Below are 16,879 nucleotides of genomic sequence, written 5' to 3'. Positions count from 1 at the left end.
GTCGGAGTCTATTGGATCGGGACGGGGAAGGTCACGGCGAGGTGGGAATTATCCTCGCCGGATGGCCGGTGTGGAAGAATTTCATTTCGCACCCCCATCATTCCGACGCACAGATAGGAACCACGTGCACGCACCGGCGCCCGAGCCGGACACCCGCTCCGTCCCCGATGTCCGTTCGCGGCGATCATGGACGGAAAGACTGCGCTCAGCGCAGCTCACGTTGGGATTTGTCATCGTTTTCTGGGGATTGGGAGCGCTGACCTCCAGCCTCGCCACGGGGCCGGACGCTCAATTGCGGCTCAATTTCGCACTGACGCCTCGCTCCGTACCTGATCACTGGTGGGCCGCGGCGACGTCCGCCTTCTGGGCCAGGGACCTGACGGGCTATGTGCTGGAAACTGCTTTGGTGCTGTTGCTGGGCCTCCCGCTGGAACGCCGGATGGGACAGCGGGCGTACGCAATCGCTGCGGTCTCCAGCCAGATTCTGGGCGTTGGCATTGCCCTGGGATTCCTTGCCTTGGCCCAAGGCTTGCTCGGTAACTGGACAGCCGAGATAGGCAGCCACCTCTTCGTGGGTCCGAGTGCGTTCATCATCGGTACCGCCATGGCGGGTACTGCGTCCATGGCAACCCTGTGGAGGCGCCGGATCCGGCTTGTCGTCTTCGCCTTGTTGCTCCTCCTGGCCCTCTACAGCGGAGGGTTTGCAGACTTGGTCAGGCTCGGCGCCGCAACCGCGGGCACGGTTCTCGGGCCCCTGCTCATGGGCCGCCGGCCGAGGTTTGCACGCCCGGTCAGTTCCCGGCACGAAGGCCGGGTGCTCCTTTCGCTTCTCCTTGCCGCATCGGCGATCGGTCCGGTAGTCGCCGGCCTCATCCCGCATGCGGTGGGGCCGTTGTCCATCCTGCGTTTCCTGTTCACCAACATCCAGCCTGTCGATCCCCAAGCACTCCAGAACGTCTGCTCCGATCCGGCGCAAGCGAAGGACTGTGCGGTCGCGCAGTTGCAATTACGTGCCGGGGCCGGTGGGATCTTCATGGCCATCCTTCCGTCCTTCCTCTTGCTGCTGCTTGCGGAGGGCCTGCGCCGCGGACGGCGCTTTGCCTGGGTGGGGACCCTTTTGATCCAGGTGGGGCTTTCCGTTCTCGCCGGAATCGCACTCGCCGGAGTCTTGCAGCAGACTACTTCAGACACCGGCGCCAGCGAGGGGATTGTCGCAATCGAAGGATCGGCTTCCTCGCAGCCGTTCACTTTTGCCCTGCCGCTGCTCCTGCCCCTTGCGCTGACCATCATTCTGCTCGCGACCCGGCGCTTGTTTCATGTCCAGGCCCCGAAGGGGACCTACCGACGCCTCGCGGTGCGTGTACTTGCGATGGCTGCCGTGCTCAGTGCCGTCTATGTCGGCGCCGGCCTCTTGCTCGCCCAGGACTTCTCCCCCGTTCCGGGACTACCGGAACTACTGGCGGATGTCCCGGACCGCTTCCTTCCGCTGGGCTTCGTCCTGGATGTTCCCCCGGCGATCTTCCCCCAAGGCACGGCCGCCGTTCTCGTGTACGAGGGCGTCGGCGTCGTCTTTTGGGCGGTCGCCGGTGTCCTGATCTTCAGGACCTTCCTCCACCAGGCCCACACCCGGCACGACGCCAGTACGGAGCGTGCCCGGAAAGTCATCAAGACGTGGGAGGGAAGCTCACTGTCCTGGATGACCACGTGGCCGGGAAACATGTACTGGTTCTCCCCTTCCGGGCTGTCCTTTGTTGCCTACCGCGTGAGCACGGGGGTCGCCCTCACGCTCGGCGGCCCGGTGGGACCCACCTCCGAGAAAACCGCCGTCTTCGAAGAGTTTGCCCGTTATTGCAGGGGCAACGGGTGGACGCCATGTTTCTACTCGGTGCCCCAAGAGTTGCGCGACCATGCGGATTCCGCCGGATGGAGCTCTGCGCAGGTAGCCCAGGAAACGGTCCTGCCATTGCATTCGGTCTCCTTCAAGGGAAAGAAGTTCCAGGACATCCGTACGGCGTTGAACAACGCATCGAAGGCGGGCATCCGCTACGAATGGACGAGCTACGCCTCGGCTCCCTTCTCGGTCCAGGTCCAGATCGAGGAAATCTCCGAAGAATGGGTGGCAGACAGGAACATGCCCGAAATGGGCTTTACCTTGGGCAGCCTCGACGAACTCGACGATCCGGAGGTGCGCTGCCTCCTTGCAATCGACAAACGCCACACGGTCCACGCAGTCACCTCTTGGCTGCCTGTATACCGCAACGGTCACATCGTCGGCTGGACCCTCGATTTCATGCGTCGCCGTAGCGGCGGCTTCCGGGCCAGCATCGAATTCCTCATCGCGTCCGCGGCCCTCAGCCTCAAGGATGAAGGATGCGAATTCGTGAGCCTCTCCGGTGCGCCCCTGGCTCGGGCCGAAGAGGACCCTTCCGAGATGCCTCGCCCGAAGCCGCGATCCCGCCCTCCCGGCAACCTCGACCGCCTGCTCGACTGGTTGGGGGCGACATTGGAACCGGTCTACGGATTCCGGTCCCTCTTGGCATTCAAAGCAAAATTCCGGCCGCGATACGAGCCGCTCTACATGCTCTACCCCGACGCCGCTTCCCTGCCTGCCGTTGGGACCGCAGTGGCACGGGCCTACCTGCCAACGCTCAATCTCGGAGCGGGCCTGGCCTTGGCAGGCCGGATCTTCCGATGGCCCAAGCGCTCCGGAACGTCAGGGCGAAACCGCTCCTGAGGCCGACGACGGCTCTTGCGCCTCTGCCGAAGCGCCCGACGCCGGGACCCCGCCGATCGGGACATTGCTGTGGTGCGCTTTGCCGTGGTGAAGTTGCAAGGCGCTGAGCACCAAACCGAAATGGCTGAAGGCCTGGGGAGTATTGCCAAGTTGCCGGCCCGCGTGTGCGTCCCATTCTTCGCTCAACAGGCCCACGTCATTGCGCAGGGCCAGGAGCCTCTCGAAGAGGGCTGTCGCCTCTGCCCGGCGCCCGGCGCCCAAGAGTGCGTCCACCATCCAGAAGGAACACGCAAGGAAGACGCCCTCCCCGCCCGGCAGTCCGTCGTTGCTGTCTTGCGGGCGGTAGCGCAGCACAAAGCCGTCTTCGGTCAGCTCACGCTGGATGGCGTCAATGGTGCCTATCACGCGCGGATCGTCGTGCGGCAGGAAGCCCACCTTGGGGATGAGGAGAAGGCTCGCGTCCAGCTCCTTGCTCCCGTAGGACTGGACGAACGTGTTGCGCTCCGCGTCGAATCCGTGGGTCATGACTTCGTCGTGGATGGTGTCCCGCAAAGCCTCCCAGCGATCCAGCGGACCGGGCATCCCGGCTTCACGGATTCCGCGGACCATGCGGTCCGCCGCAACCCAGGCCATCACCTTTGAATGCACGAAGTGGCGCCGCGGGCCGCGTACTTCCCAGAGCCCGTTGTCCGGCTTGTCCCACGTGCTCTCAAGGTGGCGCATGAGGGCGGTCTGGATGGCCCAGGACTCATCGCCGACGGTCATCAGCGATGCCCGGGTCAGGGACAGGCAGTCCAGGACTTCTCCCCAGACGTCCAGCTGGAGCTGCTCCGCTGCCGCATTCCCGATGCGCACCGGCTTGGAACCCTGGTATCCGGAAAGCCACGTCAGCTCCGACTCGGGCAACCGCCGGCGACCGTGCAGGCTGTACATGATCTGGAGGTCGGCCGGGTCGCCTGCCACTGCGCGGAGTAGCCAATCCCGCCACGCGCTGGCCTCCTCGGTGTAGCCCGCGGCCAGGAAGGCTTGAAGGGTCAGCGTGGCATCACGCAGCCAGCAATAGCGGTAGTCCCAGTTCCGCGGTCCGCCGATCTGTTCGGGGAGCGAAGTAGTGGCGGCGGCAACGATGCCCCCGGTTGGCGCATAGGTGAGGGCCTTCAGCGTGATCAAGGAACGCTGGACGGCTTTCCGGTAAGGCCCCCGGACGTTGCAACGCTTGGACCAATCCGTCCAGAATGCCGAGGTGTCTTCGAGGGCGATATCCGCCTCGACGGTGCGGGGCCGCCGTTCGTGGCTGGGCGCCCACGTCAGGACGAAGGGCACGTGGTCACCCGCGTTCACGGTGAACTCGCTGACCGTGGTGAAGTCCTTGCCTACCAACGGCGCAGGGGTCTTGAGGTAGACGGAGTCCGGACCGGCAACCGCGCGGAGGCCGTGCCTGTCGCGGCGGACCCAGGGCACCACGTGCCCATAGTCGAACCTCAGGATCAGTTCCCCGCGCATCTTGACCGTCCCGCGGATCCCTTCCACCACGCGCACGATGTCCGCGACGGCGTCGCGCGGCGGCATGAAGTCGATGACCCGGACGTGCCCTTCTTTGGTTTCCCACTCTGTTTCCAGGATGAGGGTCCCGTCCCGGTACTGGCGGCGCGTGCAAATTCCCCCGGCTTCAGGTGCCAGGAGCCAACGCCCCGCCTGGGGGGAATCCAGGAGCGCGGCGAAGCACGCCGGCGAATCGAAGCGCGGGAGGCACAGCCAGTCTATGGAGCCCGCCGTGCTGACCAGGGCTGCGGTGTGCAGGTCCCCGATCATCGCATAGTCTTCGATTCTTTGGCCGGTAGGCGGTTGACCGTTCACTGTCCCTTTCCTAGTGCTGATTCAATGGCGGCTATGGCCTTGGCCGTGATCTCTTCCCGCCGGCCGGAGCCATCGACGGCGAGGACTATCCCACGCTCGGAGTACCGCTCGACCACCGCCTGTGTCTCGTTGCGGTAGAGCTCCAGGCGACGCCGGATCACCGGTGCTGTGTCATCGCTTCGGCCCTGCACCTGTGCCCTGCGGAGCATCCGCGCGACGAGCTCGTCGTCGTCGACCGCCAGTTCGACGACGGCATCCAGCTGCTGCCGGTTGCCGGCCAGAATGCCGTCCAAAGCCTCGATCTGCGCCGTGGTGCGGGGATATCCGTCAAGGAGAAATCCTGCCAGGACGTCGGTGTTGCCAAGCCTCTGGCGGATCATGGCGTTGGTGACGTGATCCGGCACGAATTCGCCGCTGTCCATGTACTTGCTGGCCTCGGCTCCGAGTTCCGTCTTGCCGCCGACGTGCGCGCGGAAGATGTCTCCCGTGGAAATGGCAGGTATGCCGAAATGACCGGCGATGTGCTCAGCCTGGGTACCTTTGCCCGAGCCAGGAGGGCCCATGATGATCAATCGCGTCATGATACTGTCCCGTTCGTGAAGCGGTTTGCGTGCCCCGGCATTGTGGCTCGAGCTTAGCAACTGTGGAGCGCTCGCGGCAGGGCCAAGGCAGCCTGCTTCAGACCGTCGCGGGGTCGGTGTTGGCACCGCACAGGATCACGGCCACCCGTTCCCCTGCTGCCGGAACATACGCTCCGGAGTTCACGGCCGCGAAAGCGGCGGCTGCGCCATGTTCCACGACAATCCGGTACTGCTCCCAGAGCAGTGAGCGCGCCGCGGCGATGTCGTCGTCGGACACCAGGACCGTCCGGACGCCTGTGCGGACGGCCACCTCGAAACCGATCCTGCCGATCTGCCGGGCACCCAGGGAATCCGCGGCGATCCCGGAGACGGCCACATCAACAGGTTCCCCTGCAGCGAGGGCCGAATAGAGGGTGGGAGCGTTGTCCGGCTCGACTCCGACAACCCTGGCGTGACCTTCGACGGCGGCCGCGATTCCTGCCATGAGCCCGCCGCCTCCAACGGCCACTACAACGGTGTCCACCTCTCCCAGCTGTTCCAGCAGCTCCGAGCCGACAGTGCCGGCGCCGGCGGCGATTTCTGCTTGGTCGTAGGCATGGCAGTAGACGGCGCCGGTTTCCGCGGCGTAGTCCAGGGCGGCCTCAAACGCTTCGGCGTATTCGCTGCCGCGCTGGACCACCGAGGCTCCGCTGGCCTTGAGCTTCTTGACCTTCACGGCAGGTGCGGTTTCGGGGACAAAAACGGTTGCGGGCACTCCGAGTTGCGCCGCGGCGTAGGCATTCGCAAGCCCTGCGTTGCCTCCCGAGGCGACGACGATTCCAACATTGTCCTTCAGCTCGCCGCGCTCCCGGGCGGCAAGCACGCGGTTGAAGGCACCCCTCGCCTTGAACGTCCCGGTGTGCTGCATGAACTCGCATTTGAACCACAATTGCCCTGGCACCGTCCCGGCATCCGCCTCGAAAACGGGCGTGCGGCGGACCCTCCCCGCAATCCGGGCGGCAGCTTCATCGACGTCGACGCGTGTGATCATGGTAGGTCCTCGTTCCGTGCAGTCAGATCCTGGGCAGGCGCTAGCCTCAGGCTATCGCTTACCGGGCCCACGCTTAGAGGGACTCGACGTCGGCCGTTCCGAGCTGTTGCCGGCGGGCCTGGCGGTTCCGCAGCCAACGGCGGGCAAGGTCCACTGCGGCCCAGATTCCGGCGAGGGGAGACAGCACGACCACGCCGTAGATGAAGATCATCCACGTCAGGATGGCCAAGGGCTGCTGCGCTCCGCTCAACCAGGAGAGGCCGCCGAGCAAGCCGATTGTCCAGAACAAAACCACTCCCACGAGCACTGCTCCCGCCGGAAAATACTCGCTCCTCACAACAGCCATCAGCGTCTCCACCGGCTGCCACCTGCCTTCCATCACCGCGCCCGAATAACTTCAGTATGCATCCGGAAAAACGCCGGACACGGCCAGCGCGCGGGCGAAGTGACGAACATAACCAAGGGGGGCGTGTCGCCACGGATTCGGGAGCCTATGTGACGGGTGGAATGGCGGCGTAATCTGAAAAGACGCACGGTTGATAGCTGGAAAAATGGCTCGGAAAAACAACCCGAAAAATGGTTTGGCCAGGGTCCTGCGAAGGATCTTCGGATTCTTCCTGGTGAGTGCTGTTTGTGGCGTCTTGGCCGCCGGGCTAGTAGTCCCCGGCGTGGCGTCGGCCGGGATGGCTGTCAGTGGTTCGATCCAGTACTTCGACAACCTCCCGGGTGATCTGGTGGTCAATTCGCCGTCGCAGTCCACCAAAGTGCTCAGCGCAGACGGAAAGACGATCGCCACCTTTTATGCGGAGAACCGTGTCCGGGTCAGCCTGGACCAGATGTCGCCGTACATCAAGGAAGCGATTGTAGCCGTCGAGGACAACCGCTTCTACGAGCACGGCGGCATCGATCCCCAGGGGATCCTCAGGGCATTGGCCTCGAATTTCACCAAGGGCACCAACGAGGGTGCGTCGACCCTGACCCAGCAGTACGTGACCAACGTACTCAACGAGTCCCGTTTGGCGGCAGGCCAGACCGGGCAAGTGGTGCTGAGCGGCCAGAAAACCCTGGGTGACAAGGTGCGGGAGATGAAACTCGCCGTCGAACTCGAGAAGAAGTTCACGAAGGACCAGATCCTGGAGGGCTACCTCAATATCGTGTTCTTCAACCGGGACGCGTACGGCATCGAAGCCGCGGCGGAGCATTTCTTCAGCGTTTCCGCGAAGGACCTGAGCCTTCCGCAGGCGGCCCTGCTCGCTGGCCTGGTCAACAGCCCCAGCTACTACGACCCGTCCGTCCATCCGGACAACTCCATCAAACGGCGCAACCTGGTGCTGGCCGATATGCTCGCCCAGCACAAGATCCAGCAGGCAGCCTACGCGGCCGCGGTGGCCACTCCCCTCAAGCTCAACATCACGCCGGGGAAGCAGGGCTGCGCGGCTGCGGACATGGCAGTGTACTTCTGCGACTATATCTCCCACCTGATCCTCAACGACCCTGCATACGGTGCCACCGTGGCTGACCGGGAAGAGCTCCTGTATCGCGGCGGCCTGACGATCAGCACCACCTTGGACAGCCGCTTGCAGGCGGTGGCCCAGCAGCAGGTCGATGCCACGGCAGGAGCGAACCCGGACAAATGGGGCGCCTCCCTGGTCTCGGTGCAGCCCGGCACGGGCAAGATCCTGGCCATGGCACAGAACACGGTGTTCCTGGCCGAGCCCGGCAAATTCGATACCCAACTCAACTTCAACGTTGATTCCGTTGACGCCAACGGCAATGACCTCAACGGAGCCGGGGGCTTCCAGCCAGGTTCCGCAATGAAGCCATTCACTTTCACGGAGTGGCTCAATGAGGGCAAGTCCTTGACCACGGTGGTGGACGCGTCGCGGAGGGTCTATCCGCTCGGATTCCCTTGGAGGGACAGCTGCGGGAAGGTACTCGGCGGCTACAGCACGGCCCAGAAAATCGCGGGCCTTGGCACGGCTGACGATCTCCGCAACAACGACGAGGGCTACTACCGCCCGATGCCCGTCAACTACGGGCTCTACAACTCCATCAACACCGCAACTTTTGCCGAGGCGAGCCAACTGGACTTCTGCGGCATCCAGAAAGTGGTGGATGCGGTGGGTCTCCACAGTGGTGTGGACAACGCGCCCGTGAATATGCACCAATTGGGCAATCTCCTCGGCGGCACCGAGGTGTCCCCACTCGTGATGGCCGATGCCTTTGCCACTTTCGCCAATGACGGCACGTACTGCGGGCCGATCGCGATTGTGGGCATCACGGATCCATCCGGCGGGAAGCTGCCGGCCCAAGCCAGTTCCTGCCGCCCGGCCATCAAGCCCGACGTTGCCCGCGGCGTCAACTCGGTTCTCCAAGACGTCCTGAAACGGGGATCGGGTATCTACATTCAACCGAAAGTCCAGGCCTTGTTCCCTACCGCGGCAAAAACGGGAACGAACAACAGCAATGGCTCTACCTGGGTGGTCGGATACACCACCGGGCTCGCGACGGCGTCCTTCTTCGGCGACACGATGGCAGGACAGAGCCGGGCCGGACAGAACGTCACCATCAACGGCAAGTTCTACACCGCCATCGACGGCTACATGCTGGCCGGGCCGCAATGGGCCAACTACATGACGCAGGTCGCCGGGCTGTATCCGGCTACAGCCTTCCCGGCGCCACCTGCGTCCATGGTCGGGACGCCCACGCCGAGTCCTTCACCCTGAGTTTCAGAATTCCTGTCCAGTAGCACGGACCGTCACTTCGGAGACGTCGACGCCGGGTGGCTGGTCACTCACGAATCGAGCCTTGCACGTAGCGGTACAAGGCTTGACGGGTGGTCATGCCTGTCTTCTTCAGCGCCCTCGAGATGTGATTCTCGACCGTGCGCAGGCTAATCGCGAGCCGGGCAGAAATCTCGATGTTTGTTTGACTACCGGCAAGTATTGCGACTTCGGTCTCCCGGACCGACAAGGTCGCCGACAGTTCATGACCAATATTGAGGCTGAGGTGTTCGCCTGCCATCGGAAACCTGCCGTCGAAAAGCCGTTCTGCCTGCTGCATAGCAGCAGCCGCCGTCCTGACCCGTTCCAAAAGACGACGCTTGGATGCGCCTTTGAGCAGCAACCGGACAGCGTGCAGATCAGCATCCGGCCGGTATTTGTCCAAGAGGACCTTGAGCAGCCCGTGGTCATCGTCTACCACTGCTTCGGCTATGGCCAAAAACTGGTTGTGGGATGTGACCTTCGAGTTCCGAAAGACGTGTTCCGCCCTCTCAAGGACCTCACGGCTCGGAAGCAGGCACATGATGAAAACCGAAGTGTAGGCGGCTTCCGTGAGGAAGCCGCGATCCAATTGGGCGTCGATGAGGGTAATGGCACTCGCGTCAAACGACTGCGGATCGTCGTACCGCTGGGCAAAGAGGTCAAAAACGCCCTTGCCAGTCCCCGGAAGAGGGCCGATATCGGCTACATGCGTCCTCGCTTGGGCGCCCACCGAGGCAGGCTCTTTCTCTTCGTCCATCAAAGCCCGGAGTCCCACAAGTCGAAGCATGGCGTCATGCAGGGCACTCGCGAGGAATCCTGGGCGGCCGAGCGCGAACACGCTGCTCATCATCAGATCGGCATGCTGGCCGAACCCCGATTGTGTAAGAGCCAGCGCGGCCACGTAGCTGTTCGCGCTGAAGCCGAACCGGTCAAGGCCGCGGCGGGCCTCGATGCGTCTGTTCAGGGAGAACACCAAAGCCTCGTCTAAGCGCCCCGCGACAAGCAGGGCCAGTCCCCGGACGAATGGCTCGATGCCCGACGCCAAACCGAAATCATCAGTTGACTCCAGTGCCTTGAGTGCTGCCAGTCCATCGAAGCGGTAGACCTCCAATATGGCCCGTACCACGGTCAGGACCCCACTCTGCGGATGCGCGTTTCCGTAGCTGTCCAGGATCTCGCCCAGGTTTGCCGGCATTCGGTCATACGAGGCGGCGAGGAACAGGCCGAAACCCTCGGCCTCGGCCTCCTGCTGGGGACTGAGTGCAGCAAGTTCGGAGAGCATACCTTGAGCTGCTGCTACGTCATCACCGCGAGTGATTGCCCAGAGCGCCCGCGTCATAGTGAAGAAAAGGGAGTCCTCCGCTTTGCCGTTGACCATGACGGTGTGGGCAAAGACGTGTTCGATCCGCTCCGGGTCTATGGGTCCGCCCCAGTAGAACTTGAGGAACGCGGCCGAGTTGGCCATGCTTGGGTCCGCCTCCCACTGTTCGTAATGGGCTTCCTCCCGCACGCGCAGCTGTTCTTGGAAGTGACGGGCAGCCAGCGTGCCCCCCGCTCCTGATTCTTCCCTCAGCTGCCCGACGGCGGCAGCAACGGAGGGCGTCATGAATCGCCCATTCCCGGGGGCGGGCGCGAGCGCCTCGGCAACGTTTTCGATCCGTTTGACCAGTACCCGACGAGAGTACAAAACGTGATTATCACGAAAGTAATCAACCAGGAGGGGCGGATTTGAGGCCACGCAGAGCTCTCCGTCGATGTTTTCGGACACAGCGACCAGACCACGCCCTTCGAGCCTGTCGAGCATTGTTGTGGCAACGATCGAATGTAAGGAAGCCACCGACCGGGTGCCTAGCATCGACAATGCGTCCAGCGCGAGAAGCTCGTCGGGTTCGAGGCCTTGGAGGAGTGCTTCGGCCGTTCCGCGGAGATCCTCGTTCCAAAGGGTATGGCCGGTCATTCGCCACTCTCCCTCGCAGAGCGTTAGCAGCTTGTTGAGGACGCCGCTTTGGGCGATCCTTACCACCAACCTGGGGTTGCCCGCGGACTTCATCAGGATGTGGGCGGTGACATCGACGTCCGCGGGGGCAGAAAGTGTTTCGGCGATAAGCTGATTGACTTGGTCGTAGCGGAGTGATGGGAGCCGGACTTGTGCTTCCGGCCATCGTTCCGGGACGAGCACGGAGGTCCTCGGATAAATGGGCGAATCGTCCATCGACATGATCAGCGGCCTCTGGGACCGTCTTTGCGCGATGTCCAGGACAGCGAGGGACTCATTATCAAGCAGGTCGATATCGTCGACCACAATGATCCTTGATCCGCGTTGCGAAAGTTGTTCGGCGAGAACGTCAGCCATGCCCAAAGGGCCCGTATGGCGCCCTCGCATATCCAGGCCAAGGGAAGCGATTCCGGCGAGCGGCGTCTGTTGGAGAAGGCGGGCTCCAAACAGGCTGTAAACCTCGGCGCCGGTCTTTTCCAGCTCCGTGATGATTTCGCGGATTGCAGTCGACCGCCCGCTTCCAGCGCGACCAACAATTCGCACGCTAACCCCACGTTTAGCAAAGCCTAGTGCCCGGCGTATTTCTTCCTGGAACACTGAAGACTCCTAACTCTCCGCCCACTACCATTTGAACCCGCGGCAAGTACTTCACCACGGATATCGAGACGAGTCCGGCCCGAACATTCAAACACGCTAAGGAGGCGCGGACTGAAGATTGCGGCGCTTCCATGCGGAATCAGGCAACCAGGACAAAATTATGACGATCACTCAAAGATCACTGGAGGCTGTCTGCTCCGGGCCTTGCAGCCAACTACCGCGATGGGAACCGCGCATGTTGACCACGGCCTCGCATGTGTCCCAGGCCCATCCGCAATCCGTTGCGAATCGTATTTCCATGGCGCTGACGATCTCGCCGCCATGGAGAACATCGGATTGGCGGACGATATAGCCAAAGTCCAAGCTCACGCTTTCGCCAGATCCGAGATATGGAATGGTCATTCGCTCAGGGCCGGGCTGGGAATCGAACGCCAACTGTTCAACGTTGGCGTTGGTCAATGAACGCGAAATAAGCTCCACTGCTGCGACAGGCCCCTGTGAAGCGTTATGGATCAATGCAGTGAAGGATACGGTTTCGCCAGCCCGGGCAGAGTACTTGTCAGCGAAATGCAGCAAGGAAAGGGCTGGCAAACCAGAAGCCGTGGGGGACCTGTGGCGTCCGCTCCGTCCCGAAAGACGGGAGCGGACAAGCCAGTCATGAACATGACTCATTCGGGCCCCGGGGAGTAGCTGATCCTGCAATTTAATCAGCACTTCCGCCTGCGTGCTCTGGCAGCAGAACCTTGTGCCAATCGCGCCGGGTCCAGAATGAACAGGGCCAGCAACGCAAGCCCGGCCGCACCGGCGATGAAGATGCCGTATGAGGACTGCAGGACGGCTGCCAGATAACCAAGCCCAACGATGTGCCAGATGTATTTTCCGGCAGTAGTCACCTTGTAGGGCTCGGGGTCGTTCTGGGTGTTTGCATCCCCCTTGAGCGTGTACTCGTAGACGTCTGGTGTTGGTTGAACGGACTTGACTAGCCGGTGCGTAACCAAACCCAAGCCGCGTGGACGCTCCACCGTGACAATGCTGCCGTCCTCGATTTCGCCGGCAGGTACTTGTTGCGACAAGACGACCGACCCCACCGGTATTGTCGGTTCCATTGATCCCGAAACCACAACAAGGGGCCGAATTCCGAAGAGAAGCGAGACAGCGAACACAAGAATACAAGCGGCACCCAGGAGCGCACCGAGCGACAAGAGGATCGAGCGGAAAGCACCGTAAGCCCGGAACGCAGGATGCTGGCGCACTTGCTCCGACGTCTCCTCAGGGACCTCCTCCTGCCGGAATTCTCCCTTTGCCGGCTCACCCCCTGCCTCGCTCCGCAGTTCATCAATCCCGCCGTGCTCTTCCTCAAGGTCCGCCGGGCTGCCCATCCGGGCGCCTACCTGGTCCTCTTGGCTTCCCGTCAACCGGTGCGTTTCCGGATTTCCACTACGAGTGTTCACGGGGCAACTGAAACCGCGTCGAAGTGCACGGCGAGCGCCGTCTGTCCACCGTTGTACTTCTCCACGTCCGGGCCGTCTACATAGGTGATAGTGAGCTTCAATTTCTTCGCAGAACCGTCCGCGGCAGGAGTGTAAGCATCTCCCTGGTTCAACACCGCACCCCAGCGAGGTTCAAGGACACCCAGCGATCCCTTTGCTTGGTCCCACCTGACATTGGTGAACAGCACCTTGCCCGTTTCGTCCGCTGCGGTAAACGTCAGGAACGGAAGAATATTCGGTACCCCTGCAGCAACCGTCCCATCGCCGTTTCGAAGGATGATTTTGAAACTCGTATCCGCCTTGAAGACAGAAGTGTTGTTGAACACCGGGATCATGGTGACGACCGACCTGCCAGGTATCAGGTCAGCCGCTCCCGCGACGGCCCAATCAAATCCGGCTTCCGTATCGGCTTGTTCCACGGTTCCGTTGTCCCGCACAACGCCAATATCAAAGCGCGGAGTCTCGATGAGGGCCTCGCCGACGATGTTTAGATTGGCGAAGTCGTATGCCGCAGCGCTCGTGGCCGTAACGGTCGCCGCGACAAGTGCGCCTGCCGTGACTGCGAGCCGGAGTTTCCCGCTCCGTTGCCCCACCCCTTGCCATACCGGTCGTTTCATAGTCAGCTTCCTCATTTCGTCACCATTCCGAGATCCCACGAGACCTTGCGGTTGGCGATTTGAGTTCCGATGGGGAGCCCAATCGCTCCTTGGGGGTTGTATCCCCTGCCCCAGAAGGAACCATCAGATTTTTGCCAGAGGTAGAACCCTTGGCCCGATCCGTACTCCACAACGCCAGTATCGATTCGGGTCGGGTTTTGCGGGAATTGACCGTAATCGTCGCTAGCGCCATAGCCCCAGAGCTCTCCGTCGCCGTTGAGCAATGCAACACCGGTGAACCCGAACTGCATGGATTTAATCTGGGACAGCGAGGGAACCACAGTGGGCACCGTCGGTGTGGTGGTTGGACCTCGCCCGGTACGGCTAGCGTCAGTTCCCCAGCTCAGTACCTGTCCGTTGGAGAGCAGGGCACCACCCATGTTGATGCCGCCGTCGACCGCAACAATATATGGAGCGCCAGGCGCCACGTTTCGCTTGAACCAAGGCGCAAGCGGACTGACGAGCCTGGGCGTCGCACCTGTGTCGAGTAGGCCCGAGGGCAGACTGTTTCCGCCTATGCCTCCCCAATAGTAGACGTCGCCGCGCTCCAGAATGAGGAAGAAGTTGGTGTAGGCGCCTTTGAGGTAAATAGGCCGGTTACCAGCGACCGAGGGGTCCGGCAGTCCGGCAAGCTGGCTTGCACCCGGGGCAGCGTTTCCGCCGTAGCCAAGGGGATACCCCCAATGCCAGATGGTGCCATCACTTCGGATTCCGGCACCGGCATATTCAGTGGAGGAGATCGCGATGATTTTGTCCAGGATTGCCCCGGAACCATTCCACGCCGTGTTTATCCGGACTTGCTTCGCGTTGCCATTGGGCTTCGGCGCGTCTGTGCCGTCACGGAAGTTGTAAGAGCCCCATCCCCAGACCGTGCCGTCCTTGTCCAGTGCGTTGGCGTTGTATATCTGGCCGGTCGCTTGCCGAACAATTCCGTCGGGAATGCCGGCGACCTTCTGCGGCGGCTTCTGCCACCCGGAGGTGGGAATATCGCCGTTGATCTCGTAGAACGTAAGGCCCCACACGTAGACGTTTCCGTCGTTTCCGACTCCCATCCCTGTATCTACCATGCGGGAGTTCTTGGAGACGCCGACGGCAAACGGAGGCCCGGCATTCGCTGGGATAGCCTCCGAACGGGCGTGCGTCTTATCCTTGTACGCGGCACTTGTGGCTACGGGAATTTGAGCAGCACCGACAAACGTGGCGAGCCCAAACAGGCCCGTCGCCGCGAGGCATTGCCGACGAGAAATGTTTGAAGGCTTACTCATGAGCGGGCTTCTTTCGACGAACGAGGATGAGGCCAAAGCCGACGGCCAGCAGGAGCGCGGCCGCGACACCGACTGGAATCAAGTTCCTGAGGCCTGTATGCGCAAGATCGGATCCAGACGCGGGTTTTTCTGGCGTGACATTGGGTCGATCAATGCTTGTGACGAAGTGGAATTTCAGGTTCCCGCCAGCGCCTTGGTAGGAATTGTCAGCGTCGCGTGGAAGCGTCACAGTCCCCACCAAGTTGTATGAGGCGCCGGCTTGAAGTTCGGGCAGTCTGATCGTGCGCCCGAGCACTTCTCCAACACGGATCCGCTCGACGACAGCAGTGCCATCTGGAGTATTCATCGTCAGTTCCATCGGCGCGGCTCCGGAGAAGAGGACATCGGAACGTCCCGAAATCTCCAATGCAAGCGGCACCGGTGAGTCGACTAGATTCTTGACGGACATATCCCATTTCTGAGATTCCCCAGGAGCCGGAGCGTCAATAACTAGCGACGTCGGTGCCGTATCGATGAGATCCGAGGCCACAGCCGAGGCGCCGGCAGACTGCACAAGTCCAAGGAAGACCGCGGCAATCACCGCGATCAGCGCGCGGATGCTACGGGGCGCGATCATTTGCTTTCTCCGTTGGTCAGTACGCCAAGTTGGGTGGATTTTCCGCTCGCCTGTGCCCCACTGTTGGGCGCCAAGACCGCTGATACGCGGACAGCACGCTGTTCACCCGGAGCGACGTCCTGGAACGTGAGGCCAGCCTGGTTGACCTGCTGTGCGGTGGCGTTTGCGATCGCGGGCGTTGCTGCGCCGTCGAGGTAGACCGTGAAAAGCAGCGTGCCGAACAGATCACCGCTTTGTGGGTCTGGATCGTACAGGGAGACCGTCAAATTGCCGTTCACCCCTGGTTTTCGGTTCGTTACCGATACATCGAACTCAACAGGTTTGCTTTCAGAGAAGACCGTTCCCGCTGACAGCGGCAGGACGACGGCCGTCTCCGGCGTATCAGCATCGCGAAGCACTCCCGTGCTGTCCCTTACCGCAATGTCGAAGCGATTCGGATTGCCGAGCCCTGAACCAGCGATGCCCGTCCCCAGGTTCACGCGGGCGAAGTCCGAAAAGGCGGCCGCAGTGGTGCCGGCGCCGAGAACCAGCACGCCTGCCACGAGCCCAAGGGTCAGCCGCTTCCATCCGTCACGCTTCACCGTCCTGCTAGTCATGGGTTCACCGCCTCAAAGTTGAACTGGATATCTGTTGCGGCCATCTGCCATCGGTTGTCCACCGTGTCCGGAAGTTCGACCCGAACATCGAGAAGCTTGTATTCGCCGACACGCAATGGATCAGGCCAGGTGATTGCCGTCAACTGCCCTGCAGGGACGTGGTCAAGGAGAACCTTGCCACCATCCGAAACTGTGAAAACCAGCTGGTCGAAGAGTTCCAGGTAGGTGCCGGTCTGCGGATTTTTCTCAGCGCCGCGTGGAAGCGGGTCGAGGATGCGCAGGCCAATGAGGCTGGACAGGCGAGGGCTGTTGTTCTTCGCCGCGATCCTCAAATCCAGGACACTGCCTGGGGCCATGGTGTACCCGCTGTTATCTCCGGTCAGGATGATGCGCAATCCTCGCGGGTTGGCTTGGTCCCAATCTGAGGGCGTTGGCAGCCATGAGGGATCAGCTTTCCCTGCGGCCACAATGTCAAAGGTATTGCGGGATCCGTCCAGTGCGACGTCAACGTCAGCGCTGTCGGTAAATGAGGCGGCGGTGATCAGCGTACCCGCCGCAACCAGGGATCCGGTTGCGAGTAACAGCCGCACCCGCCCGCGGCGTTGAGTCCTCATACTGTGTCCTTCATGGGTCCGAGCGCTCCGTTCATTGAGGCCCCGTAGGCCAAGTGCAGGTGGGGACCCGAAGGCCCCCACC

The 16,879-nt window shown here is 62.1% G+C and carries 14 protein-coding genes; 2 read left to right on the top strand and 12 right to left on the bottom strand.

Going from position 1 to position 16,879, the window contains the following annotated elements:
* Positions 1-124 precede the first annotated feature (124 nt).
* A complete protein-coding gene (locus AC1DJB_RS15245; protein ID WP_441433291.1) occupies positions 125-2,734 on the top strand; it encodes a bifunctional lysylphosphatidylglycerol flippase/synthetase MprF in 2,610 nt (869 codons plus the stop codon).
* Here the strand turns inward: AC1DJB_RS15245 and AC1DJB_RS15240 are convergent.
* The 4 genes from AC1DJB_RS15240 to AC1DJB_RS15225 form a co-directional block, all read right to left on the bottom strand.
* Entirely contained in the window at positions 2,714-4,546 is a 1,833-nt protein-coding gene (locus tag AC1DJB_RS15240) for a glycoside hydrolase family 15 protein (RefSeq protein WP_307053946.1), read from the bottom strand. The genes AC1DJB_RS15245 and AC1DJB_RS15240 overlap by 21 nt on opposite strands.
* A gap of 41 nt (positions 4,547-4,587) precedes the next feature.
* Positions 4,588-5,172 carry an adenylate kinase gene (locus AC1DJB_RS15235; RefSeq protein ID WP_332602997.1) on the bottom strand — a complete coding sequence of 195 codons (585 nt, stop codon included), beginning with the start codon at positions 5,170-5,172 and terminating at the stop codon, positions 4,588-4,590.
* 97 nt (positions 5,173-5,269) lie between these two features.
* The gene (locus AC1DJB_RS15230; RefSeq protein WP_284989942.1) at positions 5,270-6,202 is read right to left on the bottom strand and encodes a threonine/serine dehydratase; all 933 of its coding nucleotides are present in this window, start codon (positions 6,200-6,202) and stop codon (positions 5,270-5,272) included.
* Between the two features lie 73 nt (positions 6,203-6,275).
* On the bottom strand, positions 6,276-6,548 hold the full coding sequence (locus tag AC1DJB_RS15225) for a hypothetical protein (protein ID WP_253257435.1): 273 nt from the start codon (positions 6,546-6,548) through the stop codon (positions 6,276-6,278).
* A gap of 205 nt (positions 6,549-6,753) precedes the next feature.
* Here AC1DJB_RS15225 and AC1DJB_RS15220 point away from each other — a divergent pair, with 205 nt between their 5' ends.
* Positions 6,754-8,928 carry a transglycosylase domain-containing protein gene (locus tag AC1DJB_RS15220; protein WP_059389449.1) on the top strand — a complete coding sequence of 725 codons (2,175 nt, stop codon included), beginning with the start codon at positions 6,754-6,756 and terminating at the stop codon, positions 8,926-8,928.
* 64 nt (positions 8,929-8,992) lie between these two features.
* Here AC1DJB_RS15220 and AC1DJB_RS15215 read toward each other — a convergent pair whose 3' ends face one another.
* The 8 genes from AC1DJB_RS15215 to AC1DJB_RS15180 all read right to left on the bottom strand — a co-directional run bounded on the left by AC1DJB_RS15215 (position 8,993) and on the right by AC1DJB_RS15180 (position 16,797).
* Positions 8,993-11,506: a LuxR C-terminal-related transcriptional regulator gene (locus tag AC1DJB_RS15215; RefSeq protein WP_441437790.1), complete on the bottom strand. Its 2,514-nt coding sequence runs from the start codon at positions 11,504-11,506 to the stop codon at positions 8,993-8,995.
* A gap of 225 nt (positions 11,507-11,731) precedes the next feature.
* Complete coding sequence (locus AC1DJB_RS15210) at positions 11,732-12,151, bottom strand: hypothetical protein (RefSeq protein ID WP_059389446.1); 420 nt, start codon at positions 12,149-12,151, stop codon at positions 11,732-11,734.
* 116 nt (positions 12,152-12,267) lie between these two features.
* Complete coding sequence (locus tag AC1DJB_RS15205) at positions 12,268-13,011, bottom strand: signal peptidase I (RefSeq protein ID WP_306961880.1); 744 nt, start codon at positions 13,009-13,011, stop codon at positions 12,268-12,270.
* Complete coding sequence (locus AC1DJB_RS15200; protein WP_306961882.1) at positions 13,008-13,667, bottom strand: hypothetical protein; 660 nt, start codon at positions 13,665-13,667, stop codon at positions 13,008-13,010. The genes AC1DJB_RS15205 and AC1DJB_RS15200 overlap by 4 nt, the downstream gene beginning before the upstream one ends.
* An 11-nt stretch (positions 13,668-13,678) precedes the next feature.
* Positions 13,679-14,971, bottom strand: a complete 1,293-nt coding sequence (locus AC1DJB_RS15195) for an RCC1 domain-containing protein (RefSeq protein WP_441437791.1) — start codon at positions 14,969-14,971, stop codon at positions 13,679-13,681.
* The gene (locus tag AC1DJB_RS15190) at positions 14,964-15,587 is read right to left on the bottom strand and encodes a hypothetical protein (protein ID WP_307053899.1); all 624 of its coding nucleotides are present in this window, start codon (positions 15,585-15,587) and stop codon (positions 14,964-14,966) included. The genes AC1DJB_RS15195 and AC1DJB_RS15190 overlap by 8 nt, the downstream gene beginning before the upstream one ends.
* On the bottom strand, positions 15,584-16,183 hold the full coding sequence (locus tag AC1DJB_RS15185; protein WP_441433287.1) for a hypothetical protein: 600 nt from the start codon (positions 16,181-16,183) through the stop codon (positions 15,584-15,586). Before AC1DJB_RS15185 ends, AC1DJB_RS15190 begins: the two co-directional genes overlap by 4 nt.
* The gene (locus tag AC1DJB_RS15180; protein ID WP_441433286.1) at positions 16,180-16,797 is read right to left on the bottom strand and encodes a hypothetical protein; all 618 of its coding nucleotides are present in this window, start codon (positions 16,795-16,797) and stop codon (positions 16,180-16,182) included. The genes AC1DJB_RS15185 and AC1DJB_RS15180 overlap by 4 nt, the downstream gene beginning before the upstream one ends.
* Positions 16,798-16,879 lie beyond the last annotated feature (82 nt).

This window comes from Arthrobacter sp. 01T428, from assembly GCF_056398685.1.
Note: the sequence above shows the minus strand (reverse complement) of the source record. Positions and strands in the feature narration are given on the sequence as shown.